This is a genomic window from Massilia sp. CCM 8734 (assembly GCF_011682155.1).
In the GTDB taxonomy this organism is placed as follows: Bacteria; Pseudomonadota; Gammaproteobacteria; order Burkholderiales; family Burkholderiaceae_D; genus Telluria_A; species Telluria_A rubra.
This window is the reverse complement of record NZ_WHJI01000006.1, coordinates 198,878-224,222: the sequence shown is the minus strand read 5'-3', so window position 1 is coordinate 224,222 and position 25,345 is coordinate 198,878. Positions and strand designations below refer to the sequence as shown.

The 25,345-nt window shown below is 65.2% G+C and carries 23 protein-coding genes; 13 read left to right on the top strand and 10 right to left on the bottom strand.

Annotated features, from left to right (window positions below; translation table 11 throughout):
* Positions 1 to 55 precede the first annotated feature (55 nt).
* The 6 genes from F2P46_RS08545 to hutC form a co-directional block, all read right to left on the bottom strand.
* Positions 56 to 325: a type B 50S ribosomal protein L31 gene (locus F2P46_RS08545; RefSeq protein ID WP_054268338.1), complete on the bottom strand. Its 270-nt coding sequence runs from the start codon at positions 323 to 325 to the stop codon at positions 56 to 58.
* A gap of 559 nt (positions 326 to 884) precedes the next feature.
* Complete coding sequence (gene rho / locus F2P46_RS08540) at positions 885 to 2,147, bottom strand: transcription termination factor Rho (protein WP_054268339.1); 1,263 nt, start codon at positions 2,145 to 2,147, stop codon at positions 885 to 887.
* 144 nt (positions 2,148 to 2,291) lie between these two features.
* Positions 2,292 to 2,618: a thioredoxin TrxA gene (trxA, locus tag F2P46_RS08535; RefSeq protein ID WP_126076315.1), complete on the bottom strand. Its 327-nt coding sequence runs from the start codon at positions 2,616 to 2,618 to the stop codon at positions 2,292 to 2,294.
* Positions 2,619 to 2,806: 188 nt separating this feature from the next.
* Positions 2,807 to 3,313, bottom strand: coding sequence for a response regulator (locus tag F2P46_RS08530; protein WP_166887507.1), 507 nt, complete (start codon positions 3,311 to 3,313; stop codon positions 2,807 to 2,809).
* Positions 3,314 to 3,428: 115 nt separating this feature from the next.
* Positions 3,429 to 7,289 carry an ABC transporter substrate-binding protein gene (locus F2P46_RS08525; protein WP_166887504.1) on the bottom strand — a complete coding sequence of 1,287 codons (3,861 nt, stop codon included), beginning with the start codon at positions 7,287 to 7,289 and terminating at the stop codon, positions 3,429 to 3,431.
* Between the two features lie 137 nt (positions 7,290 to 7,426).
* Positions 7,427 to 8,146 carry a histidine utilization repressor gene (hutC, locus tag F2P46_RS08520; RefSeq protein WP_166887501.1) on the bottom strand — a complete coding sequence of 240 codons (720 nt, stop codon included), beginning with the start codon at positions 8,144 to 8,146 and terminating at the stop codon, positions 7,427 to 7,429.
* Positions 8,147 to 8,308: 162 nt separating this feature from the next.
* Between hutC and ada the strand changes: the two genes are divergently transcribed.
* Positions 8,309 to 9,403, top strand: a complete 1,095-nt coding sequence (gene ada, locus F2P46_RS08515) for a bifunctional DNA-binding transcriptional regulator/O6-methylguanine-DNA methyltransferase Ada (RefSeq protein WP_208296543.1) — start codon at positions 8,309 to 8,311, stop codon at positions 9,401 to 9,403.
* The gene (locus F2P46_RS08510) at positions 9,400 to 10,101 is read left to right on the top strand and encodes a 2OG-Fe(II) oxygenase (protein WP_368737898.1); all 702 of its coding nucleotides are present in this window, start codon (positions 9,400 to 9,402) and stop codon (positions 10,099 to 10,101) included. Before ada ends, F2P46_RS08510 begins: the two co-directional genes overlap by 4 nt.
* 124 nt (positions 10,102 to 10,225) lie before the next feature.
* On the opposite strand, the gene F2P46_RS08505 is transcribed toward F2P46_RS08510, so the two are convergent.
* Positions 10,226 to 10,891: a transposase gene (locus F2P46_RS08505; protein WP_229509164.1), complete on the bottom strand. Its 666-nt coding sequence runs from the start codon at positions 10,889 to 10,891 to the stop codon at positions 10,226 to 10,228.
* A gap of 273 nt (positions 10,892 to 11,164) precedes the next feature.
* On the opposite strand from F2P46_RS08505, the gene F2P46_RS08500 reads away from it, so the two are divergent.
* The 8 genes from F2P46_RS08500 (at position 11,165) to F2P46_RS08465 (ending at position 21,832) form a co-directional block, all read left to right on the top strand.
* Complete coding sequence (locus F2P46_RS08500) at positions 11,165 to 12,847, top strand: amidohydrolase (RefSeq protein WP_368737897.1); 1,683 nt, start codon at positions 11,165 to 11,167, stop codon at positions 12,845 to 12,847.
* Between the two features lie 132 nt (positions 12,848 to 12,979).
* Positions 12,980 to 14,692 carry a urocanate hydratase gene (gene hutU / locus F2P46_RS08495; RefSeq protein ID WP_166887493.1) on the top strand — a complete coding sequence of 571 codons (1,713 nt, stop codon included), beginning with the start codon at positions 12,980 to 12,982 and terminating at the stop codon, positions 14,690 to 14,692.
* A 41-nt stretch (positions 14,693 to 14,733) separates the two neighbouring features.
* Entirely contained in the window at positions 14,734 to 16,284 is a 1,551-nt protein-coding gene (gene hutH / locus F2P46_RS08490) for a histidine ammonia-lyase (RefSeq protein WP_166887491.1), read from the top strand.
* A 58-nt stretch (positions 16,285 to 16,342) separates the two neighbouring features.
* A complete protein-coding gene (gene hutG / locus F2P46_RS08485; protein WP_166887489.1) occupies positions 16,343 to 17,131 on the top strand; it encodes an N-formylglutamate deformylase in 789 nt (262 codons plus the stop codon).
* Positions 17,132 to 17,139: 8 nt separating this feature from the next.
* Complete coding sequence (locus F2P46_RS08480; RefSeq protein WP_166887487.1) at positions 17,140 to 18,513, top strand: formimidoylglutamate deiminase; 1,374 nt, start codon at positions 17,140 to 17,142, stop codon at positions 18,511 to 18,513.
* A complete protein-coding gene (locus F2P46_RS08475) occupies positions 18,510 to 19,094 on the top strand; it encodes a HutD family protein (protein WP_166887485.1) in 585 nt (194 codons plus the stop codon). Before F2P46_RS08480 ends, F2P46_RS08475 begins: the two co-directional genes overlap by 4 nt.
* A 3-nt stretch (positions 19,095 to 19,097) precedes the next feature.
* On the top strand, positions 19,098 to 20,321 hold the full coding sequence (gene hutI, locus F2P46_RS08470; protein ID WP_166887483.1) for an imidazolonepropionase: 1,224 nt from the start codon (positions 19,098 to 19,100) through the stop codon (positions 20,319 to 20,321).
* Positions 20,322 to 20,386: 65 nt separating this feature from the next.
* Positions 20,387 to 21,832: a glycine betaine ABC transporter substrate-binding protein gene (locus F2P46_RS08465; protein ID WP_229509171.1), complete on the top strand. Its 1,446-nt coding sequence runs from the start codon at positions 20,387 to 20,389 to the stop codon at positions 21,830 to 21,832.
* Positions 21,833 to 22,072: 240 nt separating this feature from the next.
* On the opposite strand, the gene F2P46_RS08460 is transcribed toward F2P46_RS08465, so the two are convergent.
* The 3 genes from F2P46_RS08460 to F2P46_RS08450 all read right to left on the bottom strand — a co-directional run bounded on the left by F2P46_RS08460 (position 22,073) and on the right by F2P46_RS08450 (position 24,040).
* Positions 22,073 to 22,564 (bottom strand): GNAT family N-acetyltransferase, encoded by a 492-nt coding sequence (locus F2P46_RS08460; protein ID WP_166887478.1) that lies wholly within the window; start codon positions 22,562 to 22,564, stop codon positions 22,073 to 22,075.
* Positions 22,561 to 23,523 (bottom strand): DMT family transporter, encoded by a 963-nt coding sequence (locus F2P46_RS08455; RefSeq protein ID WP_166887475.1) that lies wholly within the window; start codon positions 23,521 to 23,523, stop codon positions 22,561 to 22,563. Before F2P46_RS08455 ends, F2P46_RS08460 begins: the two co-directional genes overlap by 4 nt.
* Before the next feature lie 70 nt (positions 23,524 to 23,593).
* Entirely contained in the window at positions 23,594 to 24,040 is a 447-nt protein-coding gene (locus F2P46_RS08450; protein WP_166887472.1) for a DUF962 domain-containing protein, read from the bottom strand.
* 79 nt (positions 24,041 to 24,119) lie between these two features.
* On the opposite strand from F2P46_RS08450, the gene F2P46_RS08445 reads away from it, so the two are divergent.
* The 3 genes from F2P46_RS08445 to F2P46_RS08435 all read left to right on the top strand — a co-directional run bounded on the left by F2P46_RS08445 (position 24,120) and on the right by F2P46_RS08435 (position 25,281).
* Positions 24,120 to 24,674: a DNA-deoxyinosine glycosylase gene (locus tag F2P46_RS08445; protein WP_166887469.1), complete on the top strand. Its 555-nt coding sequence runs from the start codon at positions 24,120 to 24,122 to the stop codon at positions 24,672 to 24,674.
* A 165-nt stretch (positions 24,675 to 24,839) separates the two neighbouring features.
* Positions 24,840 to 25,016, top strand: a complete 177-nt coding sequence (locus tag F2P46_RS08440) for a hypothetical protein (protein WP_166887466.1) — start codon at positions 24,840 to 24,842, stop codon at positions 25,014 to 25,016.
* Positions 25,017 to 25,104: 88 nt separating this feature from the next.
* Entirely contained in the window at positions 25,105 to 25,281 is a 177-nt protein-coding gene (locus F2P46_RS08435; RefSeq protein WP_166887463.1) for a hypothetical protein, read from the top strand.
* Positions 25,282 to 25,345: the final 64 nt, after the last annotated feature.

The window sequence follows — 25,345 nt, the reverse complement described above, 5'->3', positions numbered from 1 at the left end:
ATCAACGAAAAAAAAGCAGCCGGGGGCTGCTTTTTTAGGTATGCACGGCAAAAACTTAGCCGTTTGCAACCGCGGTTTTGGAGCCGACGGCGCCAAATTTCTGACGGAACTTTTCGACGCGACCGGCGGTGTCGACGATTTTGTGCTTGCCGGTGTAGAACGGGTGCGATTCAGCCGAGACCTCGATCTTCACCAGTGGGTATTCTGCGCCCTCGTGGGTGATTTTTTCGCGGGTCTGGATGGTCGAACGGGTAACGAATTTGAAATCGCACGACAGGTCGTGGAAAACAACGTCGCGGTATTCTGGATGGATATCTTTACGCATGGTCTTGCCTCGGTTAGTTTGGTAGCCAAACTGCACTTCGTCGGTCGTCTTGCCTCGTGACCCGATTGCCGCTCACTTGCCAGGGGTTAAATACTGCAACCGGCGATTATACAGCTTTTCACGGGGAGGGGTCAGATCTCGGTTTGAGGGGTCTGACCCCGGTTTTTCTGTTAGGGGTCAGACCCCGGTGGCACCGAAGTCACCGAAATCCCCATCCTGGCGTATTCCCAGCGCAACACCGGGGTCTGACCCCCAAGGGAACAACCGGGGTCAGACCCCGGTATTGCGCTGGGAATACGCTTCATGCGCCGCCGCCGTTGCCAGAAACGAAAAAGGACAGCCGCAGCTGTCCTTTGTTGATGCTACGCGCAGGAATTACCCGCCGCGCCGCATCATGTCGAAGAACTCATTGTTGTTCTTCGTGGCCTTCATCTTGTCGAGAGGGGGAGGGGTCAGACCCCGGTGTTGCGCTGGGAATACGCTTCATGCGCCGCCGCCGTCGCCAGAAACGAAAAAGGACAGCCGCAGCTGTCCTCCCTGTCGATGCTGCGAACGGGAATTACCCGCCGCGCCGCATCATGTCGAAGAACTCATTGTTGTTCTTCGTAGCCTTCATCTTGTCGAGGATGAACTCCATCGCTTCGATCTCGTCCATCGAGTACAGCAACTTGCGCAGGATCCAGATTTTCTGCAACTGGTCGGCCTTGATCAGCAACTCTTCGCGGCGGGTGCCCGATTTGTTCAGGTTAATCGCCGGATACACGCGCTTCTCGGCCAGGCGGCGCTCGAGGTGGACTTCCATGTTGCCGGTGCCCTTGAATTCCTCGTAAATCACGTCATCCATGCGCGAACCGGTTTCGATCAGGGCGGTGGCGATGATGGTCAGCGAGCCGCCTTCTTCGATATTGCGCGCCGCACCGAAGAAACGCTTCGGACGCTGCAGCGCGTTGGCGTCCACACCACCGGTCAAGACCTTGCCCGAGGCAGGGATGACGGTGTTGTAGGCGCGCGCCAGGCGGGTGATCGAGTCGAGCAGGATGATTACGTCTTTTTTCATTTCGACCAGGCGCTTGGCCTTTTCGAGCACCATCTCGGCCACTTGCACGTGGCGCGTGGCCGGTTCGTCGAAGGTCGAGGCAACCACTTCGCCGCGCACCGAGCGCTGCATCTCGGTCACTTCTTCAGGACGTTCGTCGATCAGGAGCACGATCAGGGTGCAGTCCGGGTGGTTCGCCGTGATCGCATGCGCGATGTGCTGCAAGATCACCGATTTACCCGACTTTGGCGAGGCCACCAGCAAACCGCGCTGGCCCTTGCCGATCGGGGCGATCAGGTCGATGATGCGGCCGGTGATGTTTTCCTGGCCATTCATTTCGCGCTCGAGGCGCAGCGGCTCGTTCGGGTGCAGCGGGGTCAGGTTCTCGAACAGAATGCGATGCTTGCTCGCTTCCGGAGATTCGCCATTGACCTTGTCGACCTTGACCAGCGCGAAATAGCGCTCGCCGTCTTTCGGGGTGCGCACTTCGCCTTCGATCGAGTCGCCGGTATGCAGGTTGAAGCGGCGGATTTGCGACGGCGAGATATAGATATCGTCGGTCGATGCCATGTAGCTGGCGTCCGGCGAGCGCAGGAAGCCGAAGCCGTCCGGCAGCACTTCGAGAGCGCCGTCGCCAAAAATTTGTTCGCCCGATTTCGCGCGCTTCTTGAGAATGGCGAACATCAGTTCTTGTTTGCGCAGGCGGGCTGCGTTGTCGATATCGAGGCCAATCGCCATCTCCAATAGTGCGGAGACGTGCATGGCCTTCAGTTCAGATAAGTGCATGAGTTGAGTCCCGTGACGGGAAGTAAAGGTAGGGGAGGGAACTGCGTGGGTTAATCATCTGGGAAGAAGTCAGTCAAGGCCAACTCGCTTCCCGGCCGGACAAGACGGCAGCGCGGGCGCGCCGACGTCACATTGTACTAACAATCAGATATTGCTGTCGAGGAAAGCGGTCAGCTTGCCTTTGCCGTTGTTGCCGACCATGCGGGCCGCTTCAACACCGTTCTTGAACAGAACCAGGGTTGGAATGCCGCGAATGGCGAATTTGGCGGGAACCTGCTGGTTGGCGTCGACGTCCATCTTGGCAATGACAACCTTGCCATCGTATTCCTGGCTGATTTCTTCGAGGATCGGAGCGATTTGCTTGCACGGACCGCACCATTCAGCCCAGAAGTCGACCAGCACGGGACGGTCCGACTTGAGGACGTCCGCTTCGAAAGATGCATCGCTAATGTATTTAATATTTTCGCTCATGTTTTCCTCTAAATGAGGTAGGGGGTCAATAACGCCTGGAGGATAAGCCGACCCTGCTTCGGGGACCATCGCTATCACCAGCCAGTTCCTTTTTATCTTGCAACACTATGGTGGTGACGGTGTGCACAAATTCAATATAGGGAAGGGCGGCAGAGGGTATCAGGCGGGGATTTAGCCGAAATAATAACCTATTTTCCCGAAACGGGAGAGGGATTGTACAAATTCTCGTGTCCGGGCGCATCCGGGTCCTGCGCCGGCCCCAGCAGCGGGCCCAGCGCGGCCTGCAATTCCAGGGCGCTGATCGGCTTCTTGAAGGCGCCCAGCACGTTCAGTCCGTGCGCCCTGGCCAGCCGTTCGGCCGCCTTGCGCACGCCGCTGTCCATGCCCGAGAGCAGCATCACGCCACCGCCGAAACCGGCCGCAGCGGCCGCCTGCATGAACTCGATGCCATCCATGTCCGGCATCGACAGGTCGCAGATCAACAGGGCCGGGGGATCGAGCGCCAGGCTGGCCAGGGCGCGCCGCGCATCCGATTCGGTGCGCACCTCGAAGGCGGCCACCCCGCCGCCGGCGCCGCCGCCGCTGTTGCCCAGATCGGCCAGCATGTCGGTCAGCAGTTCCAGCATGAAATGATCATCGTCCAGCAGCAGCACGCGGATGCGTGGCGGCGGGGCCTGTGTTACGGGCTCGTCCATGGTTGTCTTTAGCGGCTGTTATTGTCGTTATCGGCAGCGCTGCGTCAATTTTGTAGCGCCTGCGCCACTATTATCATGGAGAATGCCCGCCAACGGCAGCCGTGCGCACGTTTTTTTAGGCGTCGCTGGCAAAAGTGGTGTTCTGCATGATCTGCTCGGTGATGCGCGCCAGCAGCGGCCACAGCTGCGCGACCAGGGCTTTCGCCTCGGCCCGTTCGGTGGCCGGGCTGCCGTGCGCCAGGTTTTCCAGCCGCAGGCACAGCTCGCCCATGCCCATCGCCCCCACGGTGCGCGCCGACGACTTGATGCGGTGCCCCAGTTCGCGCACGCGGGCGATGTCGCCGGCCGCCAGCGCCGCTTCCATCTCCTCGAAGCCGGCCTGGGTGGTCTGCAGGAACTTGAAGGCGAACTTGCGCACCTTGTCCTGGTTATAGCTGAGCAGCTTGGCCAGCACCGTCAGGTCGATCACCTCCGGGTCGCCGGCCACCGTGCGAAAGCCCGGCTGGGCCGGCAGCGCCGGCGCCGGCGCGGCTGCCGGCGCGCGCGCGGGCAGCCAGCGCGCCACCACCTCGCACAGCAGCGCCGGCTGGGTTGGTTTACTGATGAAATCATCCATGCCCGCCTCCATGCAGCGCGCCCGGTCCTCGCTGGTGGCCGTGGCCGTCATGGCCAGCACGCGCAGGCCGGCCAGGCGCGGGTCGAGGCGGATCAGGCGCGTGGCCTGCAAACCGTCCATGACCGGCATCTGCACATCCATCAGCACCACGTCGAAACCGGTCTTGGCCAGCAGGTCGAGCGCTTCCAGGCCATTTTGCGCCAGGCACACCACACAGCCGGCTTCCTCCAGCATTTCGAGGGCGATCTGCTGGTTGAAGGTATTGTCCTCGACCAGCAGGATGCGCGCGCCGCGCAGCAGCGCGTCCTGGCCGGGCGCACGCGCGCCGGCGCTCGCATGCGGCTCCTGGCCGCGGCCCGCGCCGACGGCGGCCGGATCGAGCTTGCCCACGCGCGCGGTGAACCAGAAGCAGCTGCCGCTGCCCGGATGGCTCTCGACGCCGACATCGCCCCCCATCAGCTGCGCCAGCTGCTTGCAGATCGCCAGGCCCAGGCCGGTGCCGCCGTATTCGCGCGTGGTCGAGGTGTCGGCCTGCTGGAACGACTGGAACAGCTTGGCCGTCTGCTCGGGCGTGAGGCCAATGCCGTTGTCGCGCACCTGGAAGCGCAGCAGGCAATCGTCCGCGCGGTCGTCGATATTGTCGATCCGGATCGTGATGCTGCCGCTGTCGGAAAACTTGATCGCATTGTGGGTGTAGTTGATCAGCACCTGGCCCAGGCGCAGCGGATCGCCCTGGAGCGCGGGCGGCAGCGCCGGATCGAGCTCGAACACCAGCGCCAGGTCCTTGGTGGCCGCCTTGGGCGCGACCACGGTCGACAGGGTCTGGATCACATGGTCGAGCGTAAACGCGACCATCTCCACTTCCAGCTTGCCCGCCTCGATCTTGGAAAAATCGAGGATATCGTCGATGATACCCAGCAGGTGCTCGCCGGCGAAGCGGATTTTTTCGATGTAGTCGCGCTGGCGCGGATTGAGGTCGGTCTTGAGCGCCAGATAAGCCATGCCGATCACGCCATTCATCGGCGTGCGGATCTCGTGGCTCATATTGGCCAGGAACTGGCCCTTGGCCATGCTCGCTTCCTCGGCCACCTTCTTGGCCTGGTCCAGCTGCGCGGTGCGCTGCTGCACGCGCTCTTCCAGGTGCTCGTTCAATTCGCGCAGCTGCTGCTCGGTGCCGATGCTGGCGCTGATATCGACCATCATCGTGATCAGGTACTCGCACAGCCCCTGCTCGTTGCACACGGTTTTGCGGATGGTGCGCACATGCAGCTCGCGTTCGAGGCGCGCGTTGTACACCGTCTCCACATCGTCCAACATGACGCCGCCGGCAAAGGCTTCGCGCTCGCGCGCGCTCAGCGTGCCCTGCAAGCCTGGCTGGTCGCCGCCCAACTGCGCCGGCGCCAGCCCGAACTGGGTCTCGCAGGCGCTGTTCATCAAGGTCACGCGGCCCTCGGCATCCTTGATATACAGGCCGATCGGCATCATCTGCAAAATCTCGTGCAGGCGCGCCGCCAGCGCCTTGAGGGCCTGCTCGGCGCGCTGGCGTTCGCTGATGTCGCGCAGCGACACGATGGTCAGCTTATGCCCCTGCGACAGCATCGGCGTGCGGTTCACTTCAGCCGGGAACTGACTGGCGTCGCGCCGCTGCGCCGTGATCACCCGGTTCGGCGCGCCCGGCTCGCGCACGCCGGGCGCGAGCCGCTCGGCCGGCATGCCGACCAGCGCTTGCACCGCATAGCCAAAACTGCTCGCGCACAAATGGTTGGCGTAGCGGATGCGGCCATCGGCGTCGAGGATCAGCATGGCCTCGGGGGAGGCTTCGAGCACGGCGCGCACGCGCGCCTCCTCGGCTTCCTTGCGGTCGCCGATATCGGCCATGGTGCCGGAGACGCGCAGCGCGGGCGTGCCGGCGTCGCGGCCGAGCACGATGCCGCGTCCCAGCATCCACCTCCAGCGGCCATCCTTGCAGCGCATGCGGAACTCGCACGCCAGCACATTGTTGCTTGACGCCGGCGACTTCAGGCAGGCCGACAGGTCGCCCTTCAGGCGCGCCACGTCCTCCGGATGCACATGCAGCAGCCAAGCGTTGAAATCGACCGCGAATTCATCGGCCGCATAGCCCAGCAACTCCTTGAAGCGCGCCGACAAGGCCAGCTCGCCGCTGTGCTGGGTCCACTCCCAGGTGCCGTGGCCCGAGCCATCGAGCGCGAAGCGCAGCAGGTTCTCGCTGCCGGCCAACTGCACGCGCGTGTCGGCCAGCAGGGCGCGTTCGGCGCGCAGCGAGGCCGCCAGGCGGTGCGCGCGCAAGCAGGCCGCGGCGGCCACCAGCAGCAGCGCCAGCAGCGCCAGCGCCGGCAATACGCCGGGAAAGGCCAGGCGCGCATCGGGCCGCGCCTCCTGGTACAGGAAACCATCGAGCGAAAAATCGGCCGGCAGCAGGCCCAGGCCGGCGTAGGCCGAGGCGATGGCGCGCCAGCGCGCCGGATTGCTGTAACCCGGTTCCAGCATGTCGGCCTCGATCAGCGGCACGATCCCGCGCGCCTCGTACAGCAAGTGCTCGCGGCTGAGACGATGCGGATAGCGCGCGCGGATCAGGTCCACCGTCTCGGCCTGGTGCGCCAGCGCGTGCTGCCAGCCGCGCAGGGTGGCCGCGCGCATGGCGGCTGCGCGCGCCGGATGCTCGCGCAGCTCGGCCTCGCTGGTAAACAACAGGTCGCCATAAAAATCGATGCCCGCCGCGCGCGGCGTGAGCGTGGCAAAGCGCGCATGTTCGCGTTCGAGCAGGTAAGGCTGGTCGGTGCTGAAGGCCGACATGGCCGCCACCCGGCCGTTGGCCAGGTCGCCCACGTTGTAGCTGTGGCGCATTTGCGCATAGTTAGCTAGCGGCGGGCCGAACTTCTTCATGAACACCAGCAGCTCCACGCTGTTCGACGAAATCATCACCGTGCCGCTGGCGGGCAGCTGCGGCTGGCCGGCGGCGTCGGCGCGCACCAGCAGCACCGCCGGCGAATGCTGGAACACCGACGCCAGCACCACGACCGGCTTGCCGCGCCCGCGCGCCACCAGCAAATTGGTATTGGCCACGCCGTACTCGGCCGCGCCCGACGTCACCGCCGACACCGCGTCGTCGCCGCGCTCGGCCTCGCGCAAGGTCACCTCCAGCCCCGCCTCGCGGTAAAACCCCTGCTCCTGGGCCGCGTAATAGCCGGCGAACTGGAACTGGTGCTGCCATTTGAGCTGCACCACCACCTTTTCGAGCGCCAGCGCCTCGCTCGCGGCCAGCGCCGCTGCCAACAGCGCGCACGCACGCCAGCGGCGCAGCGCGGCGCGGGGGCGGGTGAACGAGGTCGGAACGGGCATGGCGCGGCCATCGGAAGAGGTTTAGGCTAAGCTCCATAGTAGCCATTTTTTGACGCACAGAATTTACCAACCGGAATCTTCGCCTATCGTGCGGGTAAAAGTGTCGTATTTCTGCCGCGCGGGTGCGATTGTCCCGCTCAGCCGACCTTGCCGGTGAACTGATACAGCTGGCCGGGATGCCACATTGTCACGACCGACGCGACCTGGCCGAGGGCCCTGGTCTGCCGCTTGAGCACCAGACAGCACTGGCGCGGCCCGACCGCCAGCATGCTGGCGATGTCGCGCGGTGCGGGCAGGGCCTCGATGCTGTAGCTGGCGCTCTGCAGGGGCGCGGCCTTCATCAGATGCTCGTTGGGCGTGATGGCCGAAAAATCCTGGGCCAGGTAGGCGGGCGCGCAAGCCGGATTGACCCAGCGGTCCTCGACCTGGATCGGCGCCTCGTTCTCGAAGTGCACGATCACCGAATGGAACAGCGGCTGGCCGGGCGCCAGCTCGAACTGGCGCGCCAGCAGCTCGCTGGCGCGGCCCTTTTCGAGCAGGTGCAGGCTGCTGCGGTGCGCGTGGCCGCGCGCGCGGATCTCGTCGGCGATGCTGTTGATCTCGACCAGCGTGGCCTGGTATTTTTGCGGAGCGACAAAGGTGCCGGACCCCTGGCGGCGGGTGAGCACCTGTTCCGCGGTCAGTTCGCGCACGGCGCGGTTGACGGTCATGCGCGAGACCCCGAACTGGCGCACCAGGGCTTGCTCGGACGGCACCACATCGCCCTCCTTCCAGCGGCCGGCGGCGATCTCGCCGAGCAGATAATCCTTGATGCGCTGGAAAATCGGCGTCGTATCTTGCGCAATCTGCTGTTCCAAACTACTCTCCGAAGGCCGGCTCAAAAACCGATTTTAGCACCGTGGCCGCGCGTCCGGATTCAAAAGCAAGCACCGGGATGACAGCCCGGGCCGCGTCGCCTACGATGGGTGCCTGCGAACTCGATCGCGAACCACAGCGGGAGCACAGCCATGAAACCAGCAATGAACACAATCGTTACCGACCATACCGCCGGCGCAAGCGACGACAACGACGACGCGCGCTGGGCCGCCGTGCAGCGGCGCGACGCCGGCGCCGACGGCCGCTTTTACTACTCGGTGCGCACCACCGGCGTGTACTGCCGGCCCTCGTGCGGGGCGCGCGCCGCCCTGCGCGCCAACGTCGCCTTCCACGCCAGCGGCGACGCCGCCGAGCGGGCCGGCTTTCGTCCCTGCCTGCGCTGCAAACCCGACCAGCCGCCGCTGGCCGAGCGCCACGCGCAGATGGTGGCGCACGCCTGCCGCCTGATCGACGCCAGCGACGCCGAGCCGGACCTCGACAGCCTGGCCGGCGCCTGCGGCATGAGCCGTTTTCATTTTCACCGCATCTTCAAGCAGCACACCGGCATCACCCCCAAGGCATATGCGGCCGCGCGCCGCGCCGGCAGGGTCGATCTTGGGCTGGCCGGCGCCGCCAGCGTCACCGAAGCCATCTACGCGGCTGGCTACAACTCCAGCGCGCGCTTTTACGCCAGCGCCCCCGCGCGCCTCGGCATGACCCCCACCGCCTGGCGCGCCGGCGGCAGCGGGGCCGTGATCCGCTTCGCCATCGGCGCCTGCTCGCTCGGCGCGATCCTGGTCGCGGCCACCGACAAAGGCATCTGCGCCATCCTGATCGGCGACGACCCCGACCTGCTCGCGCGCGACCTGCAAGACCGCTTCCCCGCCGCCGACCTGCGCGGCGCCGACGCTGGTTTTGAGGCGACAGTGGCGCGCGTGGTCGGCCTGGTCGAAGCGCCCGGCGTGGGGCTCGACCTGCCGCTCGACGTGCGCGGCACCGCCTTCCAGCAGCGCGTATGGCAAGCCCTGCGCGAGATCCCGGCCGGGCAGACCGTCAGCTACGCCGAACTGGCCGCGCGCATCGGCATGCCGACCGGCGCTCGCGCCATTGCCGGGGCCTGCGCCGCCAATCCGGTGGCCGTCGCCATCCCCTGTCACCGGGTGGTGCGCACGGACGGCGCGCTGTCCGGCTACCGCTGGGGTGTCGAGCGCAAGCGCATCCTGCTCGATCGCGAGAGCGAAGGCGGGGGTGGGGCGTGAATCCCGGCGTGGCTGCGCTCGACTGGGGCCAGGTCGGCATCGACCTCGATGCGCACGGCTGCGCGGTCGTCAAGGGCATGCTCGACGCCGCGACTTGCCGCGCCTATGCCGGCGCGTACGACGACCAGGCGCGCTACCGCAGCCGGGTGGTGATGGAGCGGCACGGCTTCGGGCGCGGCGAGTACCGCTACTTTGCGTATCCGCTGCCCGAAGGCCTTGCCGCGCTGCGCGCAGCGCTGTATGGACCGCTGGCGCGCATTGCCAACGGCTGGCATGAAGCGATGGGGACCGGCGCGCGCTTTCCGGCGCGGCATGCCGAGTTTCTGGCGCGCTGCCACGCGGCCGGGCAGGAGCGGCCCACGCCGCTGATCCTGCGCTACGGCGAGGGTGACTACAACTGCCTGCACCAGGATCTGTACGGCGCACACGTGTTTCCCTTGCAAGTGGCGGTGTTACTGTCGCGGCCGGGGGAAGACTTCACGGGAGGCGAATTCGTGCTGACCGAACAGCGTCCGCGAATGCAATCGCGGGTCGAGGTCGTGGGGCTGGGGCAGGGAGACGCCGTGATTTTTCCGGTGAACCAGAGGCCGGTGAACGGCACGCGCGGCGTGTACCGCGTCGCCATGCGCCACGGCGTCAGCCGCCTGCGCTCCGGGCAACGCCACACGCTCGGCATCATCTTCCACGACGCCGAATAGTCCTACAACCGGGGTCAGAGCTTTAATTGGTAATTGTTGCGCCTGTTCCATATTATTCCTACGGTCGTGATCAAAATTCTTATAACCGGGGTCAGAGCATTTATTGGAAATGATTGTCCGCAGACTAGTCCTGACGCGGTCCTCTTCGCCTTGGCATTACATCGTTTTCGCTGGCAATCGCCATCTGATCAATGAACTCCTCGCTTCCAAAAACAGCGTTCTGATGAGTCGCATGGCGTAGCTGCTCGACCATTTCCCAAGGCATTTCTTCCTCGAACAGTGCGCGATACCTGAGTTCGCGTTCGAACCGCTCGGCTCCGAGGGCATCATAGAGAATGTGTGGTTCGATAATATTGTTTCTTTCCCCGTACGCGTTCGCTTGATAACTCGACCACCGGTAGTCCAGCGGGTGAGTCGCCATGCCAGCCCGCACTGGGTTCAGTTCGATGTAGCGTTGACATACAAACAAATATTGAGCGTCCTGGACCAGGCATGACCGATATCGTCCCTCCCACAGCGTCCCGGTGCGGCTACGACGCCGATTGACATACGGAACGTAGCGCTCCCCCAGCGCCTTCATCATGATGGCGGGTGATGAGCATGACTGCGGAGATACCAGTAAATGCACATGGTTGGTCATCAGTACATATGCATGCACACGACATCCTGCCTGCTGCGCGGAAAGACGGAGCATGTCGAGATACACAAGATAGTCCGCTTCAGTAAAAAAGCAGGGCAGGCGATTATTGCCTCGTTGAATGATGTGAAGCGGGATGTCGGGGACGGTCAAGCGGGGTCGGCGCGGCATAAGGCACTCATGAAAGAAGGTTGGGCATAAACGGGCTCAATCAGCGTATCGCTTGAGGCGGCTCGACTATGGTGTTGCATCAATTGGGTGCGACTTTATTGCTAGTTAAAGCTCTGACCCCGGTGGAAACAAGTTCATGCAATCGAGAATTTAGTTGCTAATAAAAGCTCTGACCCCGGTGGGAGAGCGGTCGAGCAACAAGTTGACGACCAGGCAAAGCGCGCTACACTTTGGTCTTGCCCACCGAATGGAGAAATGATGCGCCCGATCCCTTTGCAGTGCTGCCTCGCCATCCTCGCCGCCCTCGCGGCGCTCGCGCCGGCGCAGGCGGACACCGTCCTCGATAACGCCAACGGTTATACCCTCAACAGCCGCAATGAGCTGCTGCGCTTCACTTCCCTGGCGTTCGACGACAAGGGCCGCATCCTGGCCGTCGGCAGCGCCGCCCACACCCGCGCCAAGGCGCCCAAGGCGCGTCATATCGACCTGCAGGGAAAAACCGTCCTCCCCGGCCTGATCGACGCCCACGGCCATGTATTCGGCCTCGGCGAGATGCTCACCCAGCTCGACCTGGCCGGCAGCGCCACCCTGGCCGACGCCCTCACCGCGGCCACCGAGTACGCCCGCGCCAATCCCTCGCACGCCTGGCTGCGCGGACGCGGCTGGAACCAGGAAATCTGGAAGCTGGGCCGCTTCCCCACCGCCGCCGAACTCGATGGCGCCGTCGCCGACCGCCCCATCTGGCTCGAACGGGTCGACGGCCACGCCGGCTGGGCCAATACGCGCGCCCTGCAACTGGCCGGCGTCACCAAAGACACGCCCGACCCGGCCGGCGGCAAGATCGTGCGCGACGTCGACGGCAATGCCACCGGTGTGCTGATCGACGCCGCCCAGGACCTGGTCGCCAAGGTCCTGCCCAAGCAGTCCGACGCCCAGGCCCGGGTGGTCCTCGAGCGCGCCCTCAAGCAGATTGCGCAAATGGGCCTGACCAGCGTGCACGATGCGGGCATCAACGTCAGCCAGGATGCGCTCTACCGCAGCTACGCCGACCAGGGCAAGCTCACCGCCCGCGTGTACGGCATGATCGGCGACGCCGGCGCCGACTTCGACCAGCTCTCGGCCAAAGGCCCGCTCACGACCTACGCCAACGACCTGTATGCGCTGCGCGCGGTCAAGCTGTATTCGGACGGCGCCCTGGGCAGCCGCGGCGCCGCCCTGATCGCCCCCTACAGCGACGAGCCCAAGTCGCACGGCCTGCTGTTCCGCCAGGACGCCGATATCTACGCAATGATGGACAAGGCCATGCGGCGCGGCTACCAGGTCAACGTGCACGCCATCGGCGACGCCGGCAACCGCCAGATCCTGGACGGCTACCAGCAGCTGATCCCACGCTACAAAGGCAAGGGCGGCGCCGCCCTGCGCCACCGCATCGAGCACGCGCAGGTCGTCGCCGCAGCCGATATCGCGCGCTTCAAGACCATCGGCATCGTGCCGTCGATGCAGCCGACCCACGCCACCTCCGACATGAACATGGCCGAACAGCGCGTCGGCCCCGAACGCATCAAGGGCGCCTACGCCTGGCGCACCTTCCTCAAGCAAGGCTCGCGCATCGCCTGCGGTTCGGACTTCCCGGTCGAGTCGTCCAACCCGTTTTTCGGCATCCACGCGGCCGTCACGCGCCAGGATGCGGCAGGCCAGCCGGCCGCCGGCTGGTACCCCAACGAGGCCATGACGCTCAAGGAAGCGCTGCGCTGCTTTACGCTCGATGCGGCATACGCCGGCCACCAGGAACAATCCACCGGCTCGCTGGAAAAGGGCAAGTGGGCCGATTTCATCGTTGTCGACCAGGACCTGTTCACCATGCCGGCAGCCGATATCCACAAGGTCGGCGTGCTGCAAACCTGGGTCGCGGGCCGCCAGGTGTTCAAGAAAGAGTAAGCCTGGAAGGGGGCGTTCGCAAGGGCGCATAAATGATTTGACTTGGTTGTATATACAACTTAGACTTTGAAGCTGTACGGCTCGCGTGGCGCTTGCGCACGCGCCTGCCCCTAAACTCTTGAAGGAGATGCCATGACCACCGATCCGACCAGTTTCGATGATGATCCCCGCTTCGACGCCAGCCGCACGATCCGCGCCCCGCGCGGCACCGAACGCTCTTGCAAAAGCTGGCTGACGGAGGCGGCCTACCGCATGATCCAGAATAATCTGGATGCGGAGGTGGCGGAAAATCCCAGGCACCTGGTGGTCTACGGCGGCATCGGCCGCGCGGCCCGCAACTGGGCCTGCTACGACCAGATCCTCGCGTCCCTGCGCGAACTGGAAGACGACCAGACCTTGCTGATCCAGTCCGGCAAACCGGTCGGTGTGTTCCAGACCCACCCCGACGCGCCGCGCGTGCTGATCGCGAACTCGAACCTGGTGCCCAAGTGGGCCAACTGGGAGCACTTCAATGAACTCGACCGCAAGGGCCTGTTCATGTACGGGCAGATGACCGCCGGCAGCTGGATCTATATCGGCACCCAGGGCATCGTGCAGGGCACGTACGAAACGTTCGCCGAGGCAGGCCGCCAGCATTTCGGCGGCGACTGGGGCGGACGCTGGATTCTCACTGCGGGCCTGGGCGGCATGGGCGGCGCGCAGCCGCTGGCGGCCACCTTCGCCGGCGCGGTCTCGCTCAATATCGAGTGCCAGCAAAGCAGCATCGACTTCCGCCTGCGCACCCGCTACCTCGACAAGCAGGCCACCGATATCGACCACGCCATGTCGCTGATCGCCCAGCACACGGCGGCGCGCGAAGCGGTGTCGATCGGCTTGCTGGGCAACGCGGCCGATGTGCTGCCGGAGCTGGTGCGGCGCGCCAAAGCGGGCGGCCTGGTGCCCGACATGGTGACCGACCAGACCTCGGCGCATGACCTGATCAACGGTTACCTGCCGCGCGGCTGGACGGTTGAACAGTGGAAGGCCGCCCAGAAGGACCCGGCGCAGCACGCGCGCCTGACCGCCGACGCGCAAGCGTCATGCGCGGTGCACGTGCAAGCGATCCTCGACTTCCACGCCATGGGCGTGAAGGCGGTCGATTACGGTAACAACATCCGCCAGGTGGCCAAGGACCAGGGCGTGGCGAATGCCTTCGACTTCCCCGGTTTCGTGCCGGCCTACATCCGCCCGCAGTTCTGCGAAGGACGCGGTCCGTTCCGCTGGGTGGCGCTGTCGGGCGACCCGGAAGATATCTACAAGACCGATGCCAAGATCAAGGAGCTGTTCCCGGAGCAGAAACAGGTGCACCACTGGCTCGACATGGCGCGCGAGCGCATCGCCTTCCAGGGCCTGCCGGCGCGCATCTGCTGGCTGGGCCTGGGCGAACGCCACATCGCCGGCCTGGCCTTCAATGAAATGGTGCGCACGGGCGAGCTGAAAGCGCCCATCGTCATCGGTCGCGACCACCTCGATACCGGCTCGGTCGCCAGCCCGAATCGCGAAACGGAAGCCATGCGCGACGGCACCGACGCCGTCTCCGACTGGCCGCTCCTGAACGCGCTGCTCAATACCGCCGGCGGCGCCACCTGGGTCTCGCTGCATCACGGCGGCGGGGTCGGCATGGGCTACTCGCAGCATTCGGGCGTGGTCATCGTGGCCGACGGCACCGACGCCGCCGCCAGGCGGCTGGCGCGGGTGCTGGTCAACGACAGCGGCTCGGGCGTCATGCGCCACGCCGACGCCGGCTACGAGACGGCGGTGGCCTGCGCCAAGCGCAATGGCCTGAACCTGCCGATGCTTCCGTAACGGGCAACATTCCGACCCACGCATATCTGACCAGAGCAAACATGAACACGACTTCGAACAAAGGCTGGACCCTCACTCCCGGCGCCATGAGCATGGCCGACCTGCGCGCCGTCTGGGCCGCACCGGGCGCGCTGACGCTGGCGCCATCGGCTTACCCGGCCATCTTGGCCTCGGCCGCGGCGGTCGACGCCATCGTCGCCAAAGGCGACGCCGCCTACGGCATCAACACCGGTTTCGGCATCCTGGCCAAGACCCGCATTCCCGACGAAAAGCTGGAAGAACTGCAGCGCAACCTGATCCTGTCGCACTCGGTCGGCACCGGCGCGCTGCTGTCGGACGCGGTGGTGCGCCTGATCGTGCTGATGAAAATCGGCAGCCTGGCGCGCGGCTTTTCGGGCGTGCGCCCGCTCATCATCGACACCCTGATCGCGCTGTACAACGCCGGCATCATTCCCGCCATTCCGGCCAAGGGCTCGGTCGGCGCCTCGGGCGACCTGGCGCCGCTGGCGCACATGACGCTCGCCATGCTGGGCGTGGGCCAGGTGCGCGTCAACGGCCAGTTGATGGAAGCGGCCCACGCCCTCAAGGCGGCTGGCATCGCGCCGGTGGTGCTCGGCCCCAAGGAAGGCCTGGCGCTGATCAACGGCACCCAGGTCTCGACCGCGCTGGCGCTGCATGGCTTGTTCATGACCGAGCGCTTGCTGGAAGCGGCCATGGTGGCCGGTTCGCTGTCGCTGGACGCGGCCAAGGGGAGCGACGCGCCGTTCGACGCGCGCGTGCACGAAGTGCGCGGCCAGCCGGGTCAGATCGCGGCCGCCGCCATCTATCGCCAGCTGGTGGCGTCGAGCGCGATCCGCGCTTCGCACCTGGTCGGCGACGAGCGCGTGCAGGACCCGTACAGCCTGCGCTGCCAGCCGCAGGTCATGGGCGCGATCATGGACCTGATCGCCAACGTCTCGCGCACCCTCTTGATCGAGGCGAATGCCGTGACCGACAATCCGCTCATTTTCGCCGACACGGGCGAGATCATCTCGGGCGGCAATTTCCACGCCGAGCCGGTCGCCTTTGCGGCCGACACGCTGGCGCTGGCGATCGCCGAAATCGGCGGCCTGGCCGAGCGCCGCATCGCGCTCCTGATCGACGCCACTTTATCGGGCCTTCCGCCATTCCTGGTGCGCGAGCCGGGCGTCAATTCGGGCTTCATGATCGCCCACGTCACCGCCGCCGCGCTGGCGTCGGAAAACAAGTCGCTGGCGCATCCGGCCAGCGTCGACAGCCTGCCCACTTCGGCCAACCAGGAAGACCACGTCAGCATGGCGACGTTCGCGGCGCGCCGCCTGGACGAGATGGCGCACAATACGGCGGTGATTGTCGCCATCGAGCTTCTGGCGGCGGCGCAGGGGATCGATTTCCATCGGCCGCTCACCTCCTCGCCGCACCTGGAGCACGTGCACCAGCAATTGCGCCGGAAGGTGCCGTTTTTCGATGCCGACCGTTTCTTCGCGCCCGATATCGAGGCGGCGCGCCAGATGGTGCTGGACGGCGAGTTGAGTGTGTCCTGCAAGCCGCTGTTCGCGGGGCTGTACACTTGACTTGGTAATCAGGCCAACCAAGCAGGCCAACATGCAAAAAAAGTAAAGGTGGGCGATCATGGATTTTGACTTCAAGGCGGGCAGTATTCCTTTGCTGGTGTCGATGCCGCACGTGGGCACCGATATCCCGGACGACATCGCCGCGCGCCTGTCGCCCGACGCGCTGGCCCGTCCCGACACCGACTGGCACCTGGCCCGCTTGTATGGCTTCCTGGGAGAGATGGGCGCTTCGACCCTGGCGGCGCGCTGGTCGCGCTACGTGATCGACCTCAATCGCCCGCCCGAAGACACCAATCTGTATCCGGGGCTCGATACGACCGGGCTTTGTCCGGTCGATACCTTCGCCAACACGGCGCTGTACCAGGATGGCCGCGAGCCCGACGAGCACGACGTGCGCGGACGGCTGGTGCGCTACTGGCAGCCATATCACCGCCAGCTGCGCGGCGAAATCGACCGCCTGCTGGCGCTGCACGGCAAGGTGGTGCTGTGGGATGCGCATTCGATCGCATCAAGGGTGCCGCGCTTTTTCCAGGGCCGCCTGCCGGACCTCAATTTCGGCAGCGCCCAGGGCACTTCCTGCGCGCCGGGACTCGAACATGCCGTGCTCAAGGTGGCGCAGGCGCAGGAGCGTTTTTCGGTCGCCGTCAATGGCCGCTTCAAGGGCGGCTACATCACGCGCCACTACGGCCAGCCCGACGTCAACGTGCACGCGATCCAGCTGGAGATGTGCCAGGTGCTGTACATGGATGAAAGCGCGCCGTTCGCCTACCGGCCGGAGGTCGCGGCCGAGGTCCAGCCGCTGCTGCGCAAGCTGACCGACGCGGCCGTGGGCTGGGTACGCGCATGAGTGGGGCGATGAGCGAGCCGTCCGCCCTGTTCGCGCGCCACGCCTTGCTGGCGCACGGATGGGAGAGCAATGTCCTGCTCGAATGGGATGCGGGCGGCACCTTGTTGACGGTCGCGCCGGGCGCCGTGCACGCCGGTCAGCCGCTGGCCGACATCGTCTTGCCCGGCATGGTCAACCTGCATTCGCACGCCTTCCAGCGCGCCCTCGGCGGCCTGACCGAAACCGCCGGGGACGGGCCGGACAGTTTCTGGACCTGGCGCCAGCTGATGTACCGCTTCGCGCATAACATCACGCCCGAGCATATCGAGGCCATCGCCGCGCAGCTGTTTTCGGAATGCCTGCGTCATGGTTACACTTCGGTGTGTGAATTTCATTACGTGCAGCGCGACCAGGCCGGGGCGCTGTACGCGCGCCCGGCGCAAACGGCCGAACGCGTGGTCGCCGCCGCGCACATGACCGGCATCGGCGTGACCATGCTGCCGGTCCTGTACAGCTACGCCGGCTTCGGCGACAAGCCGCTCGCGCCCGAGCAGCAGCGCTTTCGCAGCGATACCGCCGACGTGCTGCGCATCGTCGAGGCGCTCGAACCTTTGCGCGGCAGGCAGGTCGAAGTTGGCGTGGCGCCGCATTCGCTGCGCGCCGCGTCGCTGGGCCAGATCGGCGAGCTGCTGGCGGCGCTGCCGGCGGGCCGTCCGCTGCACATCCACATCGCCGAGCAGCAGGGCGAAGTCGAACAATGCCTGGCGGCGACCGGCCAGCGCCCCGTGCGCTATTTGATGGATAACGTCGCGCTGGATGCACGCTGGTGCCTGGTGCACGCCACCCACCTGGACGATGGCGAAGTCGCGGCGCTGGCCGCCAGCGGCGCGGTGGCCGGCCTGTGCCCGACCACCGAGGCCAACCTGGGCGACGGCCTGTTCCCGCTCGCGCCCTTCCTGGCCGCCGGCGGGCGCATCGGCATCGGCAGCGACAGCCACGTGTCGCAGTCGCCGGTGGAAGAGTTGCGCTGGCTCGAATACGGCCAGCGCCTGCTGCACCAGAAGCGCAACGTGGCGGCTTCGCCAGCGCAGCGCCGCGTGGGCGACTTTTTGTGGCAAAGTGCCTTGCAGGGCGGCGCGCTGGCCAGCGGACGCCCGGTGGGCGTGCTGGCGGCGGGCAAACGGGCCGACCTGCTGGTGCTCGACAGCGAGCATCCGAATCTGGCCGGTATCGGCGCGGACGATGTGCTGGGTAGTTTTATCTTCTGCGGGAACGACAATCTGGTCAGGGATGTGATGGTGGGCGGCCGCTGGGTCGTGCGCCATCGCGAGCACATTGCGCAAACGGCGATTGCGCAGCGCTACAAACAGACCATCGCCCAACTGCGCAAGCTACGACCATGACGATCCTGATTCCCTACGCCAGCCTGGTGGCGTCCCCGTGGAAAAACGGCGGCGGCAGCACCACCGAAATCGCGCTCTCGCCGCTGCACGCGGGACTCGACTCTTTCGATTGGCGCATCAGCCTGGCCACCATCGCCAGCAGCGGGCCGTTCTCGGTCTTCGAGGGCATCGACCGCACCCTGGCGCTGGTCGACGGCCCGGGCGTGACGCTCGATATCGAGGGCGACGGCCGCTTTGTGCTCAGCGACGACGAGCCGGTGCTCGAATTTGCCGGTGAAGCGCAGGTCGTCGCCACCGTCGGCGCGCAGCCGACCACGGACTTTAACGTCATGACGCGTCGCTCGCGCTGCTCCCACCAGCTGGGCAAGCGCAGCCTGTCGGGCATGTCCGGCTTTGCCACGCGCGCCGACCTGACGATCCTGTTCCTGGCCGAAGGCGACAGCCTGGAGGTGAGCAGCGACGATGAACGGTTCGGCATGGTGCGCTACGATGCGGTGCTGTTCGATGGCGACGCCACCTGGACGCTGGAAGCGGGCCAGGCGACGATCTTCATCGTCGATATCTACTTTCACCAGGACTAGCCGATGTTCGTCTACGACACGCTGTTTACCAATGTGCACCTGGCCACCATGGAGCAGGGTTATGGCGAATTGCGCGACAGCGCGGTCGCGGTGCATGAAGGCCGCATCGCCTGGCTCGGGCCGCGCGCCAAAGCGCCGCCGGCGAGAACCGTGCACGATGGCGGCGGCTGCTGGCTCACGCCCGGCCTGGTCGACTGCCACACCCACATCGTCCACGCCGGCAACCGCAGCGACGAATTCGAGGCACGCCTGAACGGCGCCACCTATGAAGACATCGCCAACGCCGGCGGCGGCATCATGTCCACCGTGCGCGCCACCCGCGCCGCGTCCGAAGACGAGCTGCTGCGCCAGAGCCTCCCGCGCGTGGCCAGCCTGCTGGCCGAAGGCGTGACCACGCTCGAAATCAAGTCCGGCTACGGCCTGACGTTGGACGACGAGGCCAAGATGCTGCGCGCGGCGCGCCGCGTGGCGCAAATGCTGCCGGTGGCCGTGTCGGCCACCTTCCTGGGCGCGCACGCGCTGCCGCCGGAATTTGCCGGCCGCGCCGACGACTATGTGGACGAGATCTGCCAGCGCATGCTGCCGCAACTGGCGGCCCTTGGCCTGGCCGACGCGGTCGACGCCTTTTGCGAGCGGATCGGCTTTACCAATGCCCAGACCGAGCGCATTTTCGAGGCCGCGCGGCGCCACGGCATGCCGGTCAAGCTGCATGCGGAGCAGTTGTCGGACCAGGGCGGGGCCGAGCTGGTGGCGCGCTTCGGCGGACTGTCGGCCGATCACCTGGAACATCTGAGCCTGGCCGGCATCGACGCCATGGCGGCGGCCGGCACGGTGGCGGTGCTGCTGCCGGGGGCGTACTACTTCCTGCGCGATACCGTGCAGCCGCCGGTGGCCGCCCTGCGCGCAGCGGGCGTACCGATGGCGGTGGCCACCGACTGCAATCCCGGCACCTCGCCGCTGACGTCGATCCTGCTGGCGATGAATATGGCCTGCACCCTGTGGCGCCTGACGCCGCAGGAGGCGCTGGCCGGCGCCACCATCCACGCCGCGCGCGCGCTCGGTATGGCGGCCGAGATCGGCTCGCTGGCGGTGGGCAAGCGCGCCGATTTCGCGCTGTGGGACATCGCGCGCCCGGCCGACCTGTCGTACGCGATGGGCTTGAACCCCTGCCGCGCTGTCGTCAATGCGGGCGTGCTGCGCAAACCGGTGGTAAGCTTGCCCGATTAATTTGTCGGGAGAGTGCCGTGCGCACCTTTTTTGCCACGGCCTTGCGCTGGCTATCTGTCTTTACGCTGCTCCTCGGGGGCGCCGCCACGGCGGCCGGCGGCGACACCCTGCGCGTCGGTTCCAAGCGCTTCACCGAGTCGTACATCCTGGGCGAAGTGCTGACCCAGGCCGCCGCGACCCAAGGCAAGGCCGAACACCGCCAGGGCCTGGGCAATACCGCCATCGTGCTGGCCGCGCTGCAGGCCGGCAGCATCGACGTGTATCCCGAATATCGGGGCACGATCGAGCTCGAAATCCTCAAGAACACCAGCGCCGGTTCGCTCGAGCAGATGCGCGCCGCCTTGAAACCCATGGGCCTGGGCGTGGCCGTGCCGCTCGGCTTTAACAATACCTACGCGCTGGCCATGCGCGCCGACAGCAAGGATGTGGCGAGCCTGTCGGACCTGGCGCGCCAGCCGGGGCTCGGGCTCGGCCTGTCGCACGAATTCATCGGCCGCGCCGACGGCTGGCCGGGCCTCAGGCAGCGCTACGGCCTGCCGCACACGCCGCGCGGGCTCGATCACGGCATCGCCTACGAGGCCCTGGCGCAGCGCCAGGTCGACCTGATCGACATCTATTCGACCGACGCCAAGATCCGGCAATACGGCCTGCGCGTGCTCAAGGACGACCTGGGGTATTTTCCGCGCTACGACGCCATGCTGTTGTACCGGCTCGACGCGCCGCAGCGCTTTCCCGGGCAGTGGGGGGCCATCGCCAAACTGGAAGGGCGCATCACGGCCGAGCAGATGATCGCCATGAACGCGCAAGTCGAACTGGAAGGCAAGACCTTTGCCGCCGTCGCCAAGAACTGGCTGGCCCCGGCCAGTGCTGCGCACGGTCCCGCGCGCGCGGGACTGATGAACAAGATGTTCGACGCCGGCCTGTGGACCCTGACGCGCCAGCACGTGCTGCTGGTGCTGGCGTCGGTGATCCTGGCCTGCCTGGTCGGCATTCCGCTCGGGATCGTGGCCGCTTTCGCGCCACGGCTGCGGCAAACGGTGCTGGCGCTGGCCGGCATGCTGCAGACGGTGCCCTCGCTGGCCTTGCTGGCGATATTGATTCCGCTCTTGGGCATGATCGGCACCGTACCGGCGTTAGTCGCCCTGTTCGTCTACGCGCTGCTGCCGATCGTGCGCAATACCTGCACCGGCCTGTTGGGCGTGCCGCAGGGCTTGCGCACGGCGGCGCAGGCGCTCGGGCTGGGCCGGCGCGCTATCTTGATCGATGTCGAACTGCCGCTGGCGCTGCCGGTGATTTTGGCCGGCATCAAGACGGCGGCAGTGATGAGCGTGGGCACCGCGACGATCGCGGCCTTTATCGGCGCGGGCGGCTTTGGCGAGCGCATCACGATCGGCCTTGCGCTCAACGATAACGATATGCTCCTGGCCGGCGCGATTCCGGCGGCGCTGTTGGCCTTGCTGACACAGGGCTTGTTTGAAGCGGGAGAACGCTTGATCGCGCGCCGCAATTAGTGTTGCGCGCTTGAGTCGCCAGCGCTGTGGTTTGCGCCGCGTCAAAAGCGCCGTTTCGGAGAAGGTAATAATTGCTTACAACAAGTTACGTAACTAAACAGAGGTAAGCAATTGTAAAGCCCGGCCAATTCGCTGCAAGCGGCAACTATAGTGAAGCCGTAGATTGTCTCCAGTCTCCCCTCCCCATTCTAAAAAAATGGGTTTGCCCACGGTGATGTTATCCCGTGGGCTTTTTCTTTTTCAGGCCGCCGCAAGCTTGCCCAGCGCCTCGCCGTCGACGCGGCAGATACGCCAGTCCGGCAAGATCTGCGCACCCACGCTCTTGTAAAAGTTGATGGCGTTCTCGTTCCAGTCCAGCACCGACCATTCGAACCGTCCGCACTCGCGTTGCAGCGCCAGCTGCGCCAGCGCGGCCAGCATCTGCTTGCCGTAGCCCTTGCCGCGATGAACTTGTTTGACGTACAAGTCTTCAAGGTACAGGCCCTTGCGCGTGAGGAAGGTGGAGAAATTGTGGAAGAACAAGGCGAAACAGGCGACTTCCTCACCCTCGACCCCAACCAGCGCTTCGCACGATGGACGCGGGCCGAACAGGGCGTCGTGCAACTGCGCTTCGGTGGCCACCACCAGGTGTTCGAGTTTTTCGAACACGGCCAGCTCAACGATCATGCCGTAAATGTGGGCGACGTCGGACGGTTGCGCCGGGCGGATGCTGAAATTGTTATCGGTAGTCATGGAACCTCGGGAATGGCGGCCAGGCTCGCTGCTGGCGCGGGTTGGGTTGAAGCGGAAGAGGACGCCGGGACGGCGGGCGCGCGCAGTGCCCAGGCGACACTGGCCAGGCACACGGCCATGCCCAGCCATTCGACCGGGCCGGGCCGGTAACGTTCGAGCTGGATCGACAGCAGCACGGAAATGACAGGTGTCACCACGCCGATATACACGGCTTTTGCCGAGCCGATGCGGTTGATCAAGGTGAAGTAGGCGTTGAAGGCGATCACCGAGCCGAACAGCGACAGGTACAGCAGCGCCATCCAGTAGCGCGGTGCGGCCGGCAGCACGAATGGCTGGCCGTTGGCGAGCGCCCAGGCGGCCACCATCGCGGTGCCCCAGAACATCGACCAGGCCATGGTCAGCATCAGGTTCGACGATTGCTCGCGCACCTTGGCCACCACCACCGTGCCGGCCGAGCTGGCAATGGTGGCGACCACGGCCAGTATCAGGCCGAGCAGGAAGTGGCCGCTGCCGCCGCCGGCGATCTCTTTCCAGGCGCCCGCGATCGAGTTGTAGAACAGCATCGTCACGCCGACGATGGCGATCAGGCCGGCCGCCCAGGTGCGCCAGGAAATCTGCGTGCCGAAGGCGATGCGGCTGCAGATCGGGGTCCAGAACACCATCAGTGCGAACAGGACGGCGACCAGGCCCGAGACCAGGTATTGCTCGGAACCATAGGTACACAGGTAGGACAGGGCGAAGGTGAAAAATCCTTGCAACATCACCCAGCGCTGGGCGCGCCACGGCAGGCGCAGCCTGTCGCCGCGCACCAGGCACCAGGCGAACAGGGTGGCCGAGGCCAGTCCGAAGCGGTACACCACCGAGACCGCGGGCGCGACTTCGCCCAGCTGCAAGGTGATGGCAAAAAAGGTGGAGCCCCAGATCAGGGCCGCGATCGCGAAGAGGAGTGGAGATGACATGCGGAAAGTATATGGTGATTCGCAACTTCCTGCCGGCCATCCTCAATTCGCCATCAGCGCGGGCAATCGGCTACCAGGCCAGGTTGAGGCGCCGGTACAGGAAGCTCAGCACGAACAAGGGGCCGATCAGCAGGAAGCGCAGGTCGTCGAAGAACGATGGCTTTTTGCCCTCGATCTTGTGGCCGATAAACTGCCCGATCCAGGCCAGCACGAAAATGGCCAGCGACAGCGGCAGCACGGTGGCAGGCGGCATCAGGCTGAGCAGGCCGAGCATCAGGGCCGACATGGCCAGCATGCCGGCCGCAAACGGTTTTGATAACTGGAAGTAATAGCACAGCGACAGCACGGTGACCGCCACGGCCGCGAACGGGTGGATCCACCAGATAATGCCGAGCAGGGTGAATACGATCACCGGCACGCAGACGAAGTGAATCAACTCGTTGGTGTGGTTCAGGTGGCTTTCGCTGTATTTGGCGAGCAAGGTGTCGATGGCGCGCGGCTGGGTAGCTTGGTCCATGGGAGTCTCCGGATTTTGTTGTTGTGGTTGGCTTGCCGGACGATTCTACACCTCTCTCGCGGGCTGCTAGAATCGCGGCATGAACGATTTTCAGCTTGCCAATGTCGAAGCGGACGAGGTCGCGCTCAAGCGCTGTTTTGCGCCGGTGGTCGATGCGCACACCCGTATTCTTGTACTCGGCAGCCTGCCGGGCGAGCGCTCGCTGGCGCAGCAGCAATATTATGGCAACCGCCAGAACCGCTTCTGGGCGCTGATGTCCGAGGTCACGGGAGTCGACCTGGTAGCACTGGACTATGCGGCGCGCCTGACGGCGCTGCTGGCGCACGGGGTCGGCCTGTGGGATGTGGTGGCGCAGGCCCGCCGCGAGGGCAGTCTCGACAGCCAGATTCGCGGCCAGGTCGGCAACGACCTGGCGGGGCTGGTCGACAGCCTGCCGCAGCTTGCAACGATTGCATTCAATGGCGGCACGGCGGCGCGGCTGGGAATGAAGGCGCTGGGCGACCTGGCGCAGCGCTATCGCATCGTCAACCTGCCGTCGAGCAGCCCGGCGTACACGGCGCCGTATGCCGATAAATTGCTGGTGTGGCGGACGTTGGGGGATGAGGTGATTCCCCAGGCGGGCAGCCCGACATAGTCAATGCACGCGCTCGTCGCAATCAGCGTCACCAGTGATGCGAGATGCATTAAACATAGGATAACATTTATCTTGACGCAAGTTTGGCATGCGACTAGGATTTCCTTGCCGCTCTAAGTGGTACACCGTTGGATTGAATTTCGCTATTTTTAGAGAGATACGAAAATGAAAAATCAAAATGGAATGAAAACGTTCGCGTTCAAGCTGGCCGAGAAAAAAACCAAGGAAGCAAAACCGGCGCCGCAGTGGCAAGCGCGCGAAGGCGTCTCCACCGCCGGTTGCTCCGGTCCCGATGCCCGCGGCGACCGCCGTCCGGGCCGCGACAACGGCATCTATTGCTGACAACGTCGCTGGATAACAAGCCTTGCTCATCGCAGGGCTTTTTTATCCATACTGCTGTCCTCCACGTCACTTTTTGAAAGATCGGTCCATGGAAAAGCAAGAGAACACCAAGCTGTTTGCCTTCAAATTGGCTGAAAAGAAAGCCAAACAAGCCAAGCCAGCCCCGCAATGGAAACTGCGCGACGGTGTCGCCAGCGCCGGTTGCTCCGGCGAAGACCAGCGTGCAGATGGGTACTGGGGCCGCGATCTCGGCGTGTGGTGCTGAGCGCCTGACACCAGGCAAGCCCTGCTCTTTCGGGCAGGGCGTTTTCCGTTGACCTCTTCAAAGC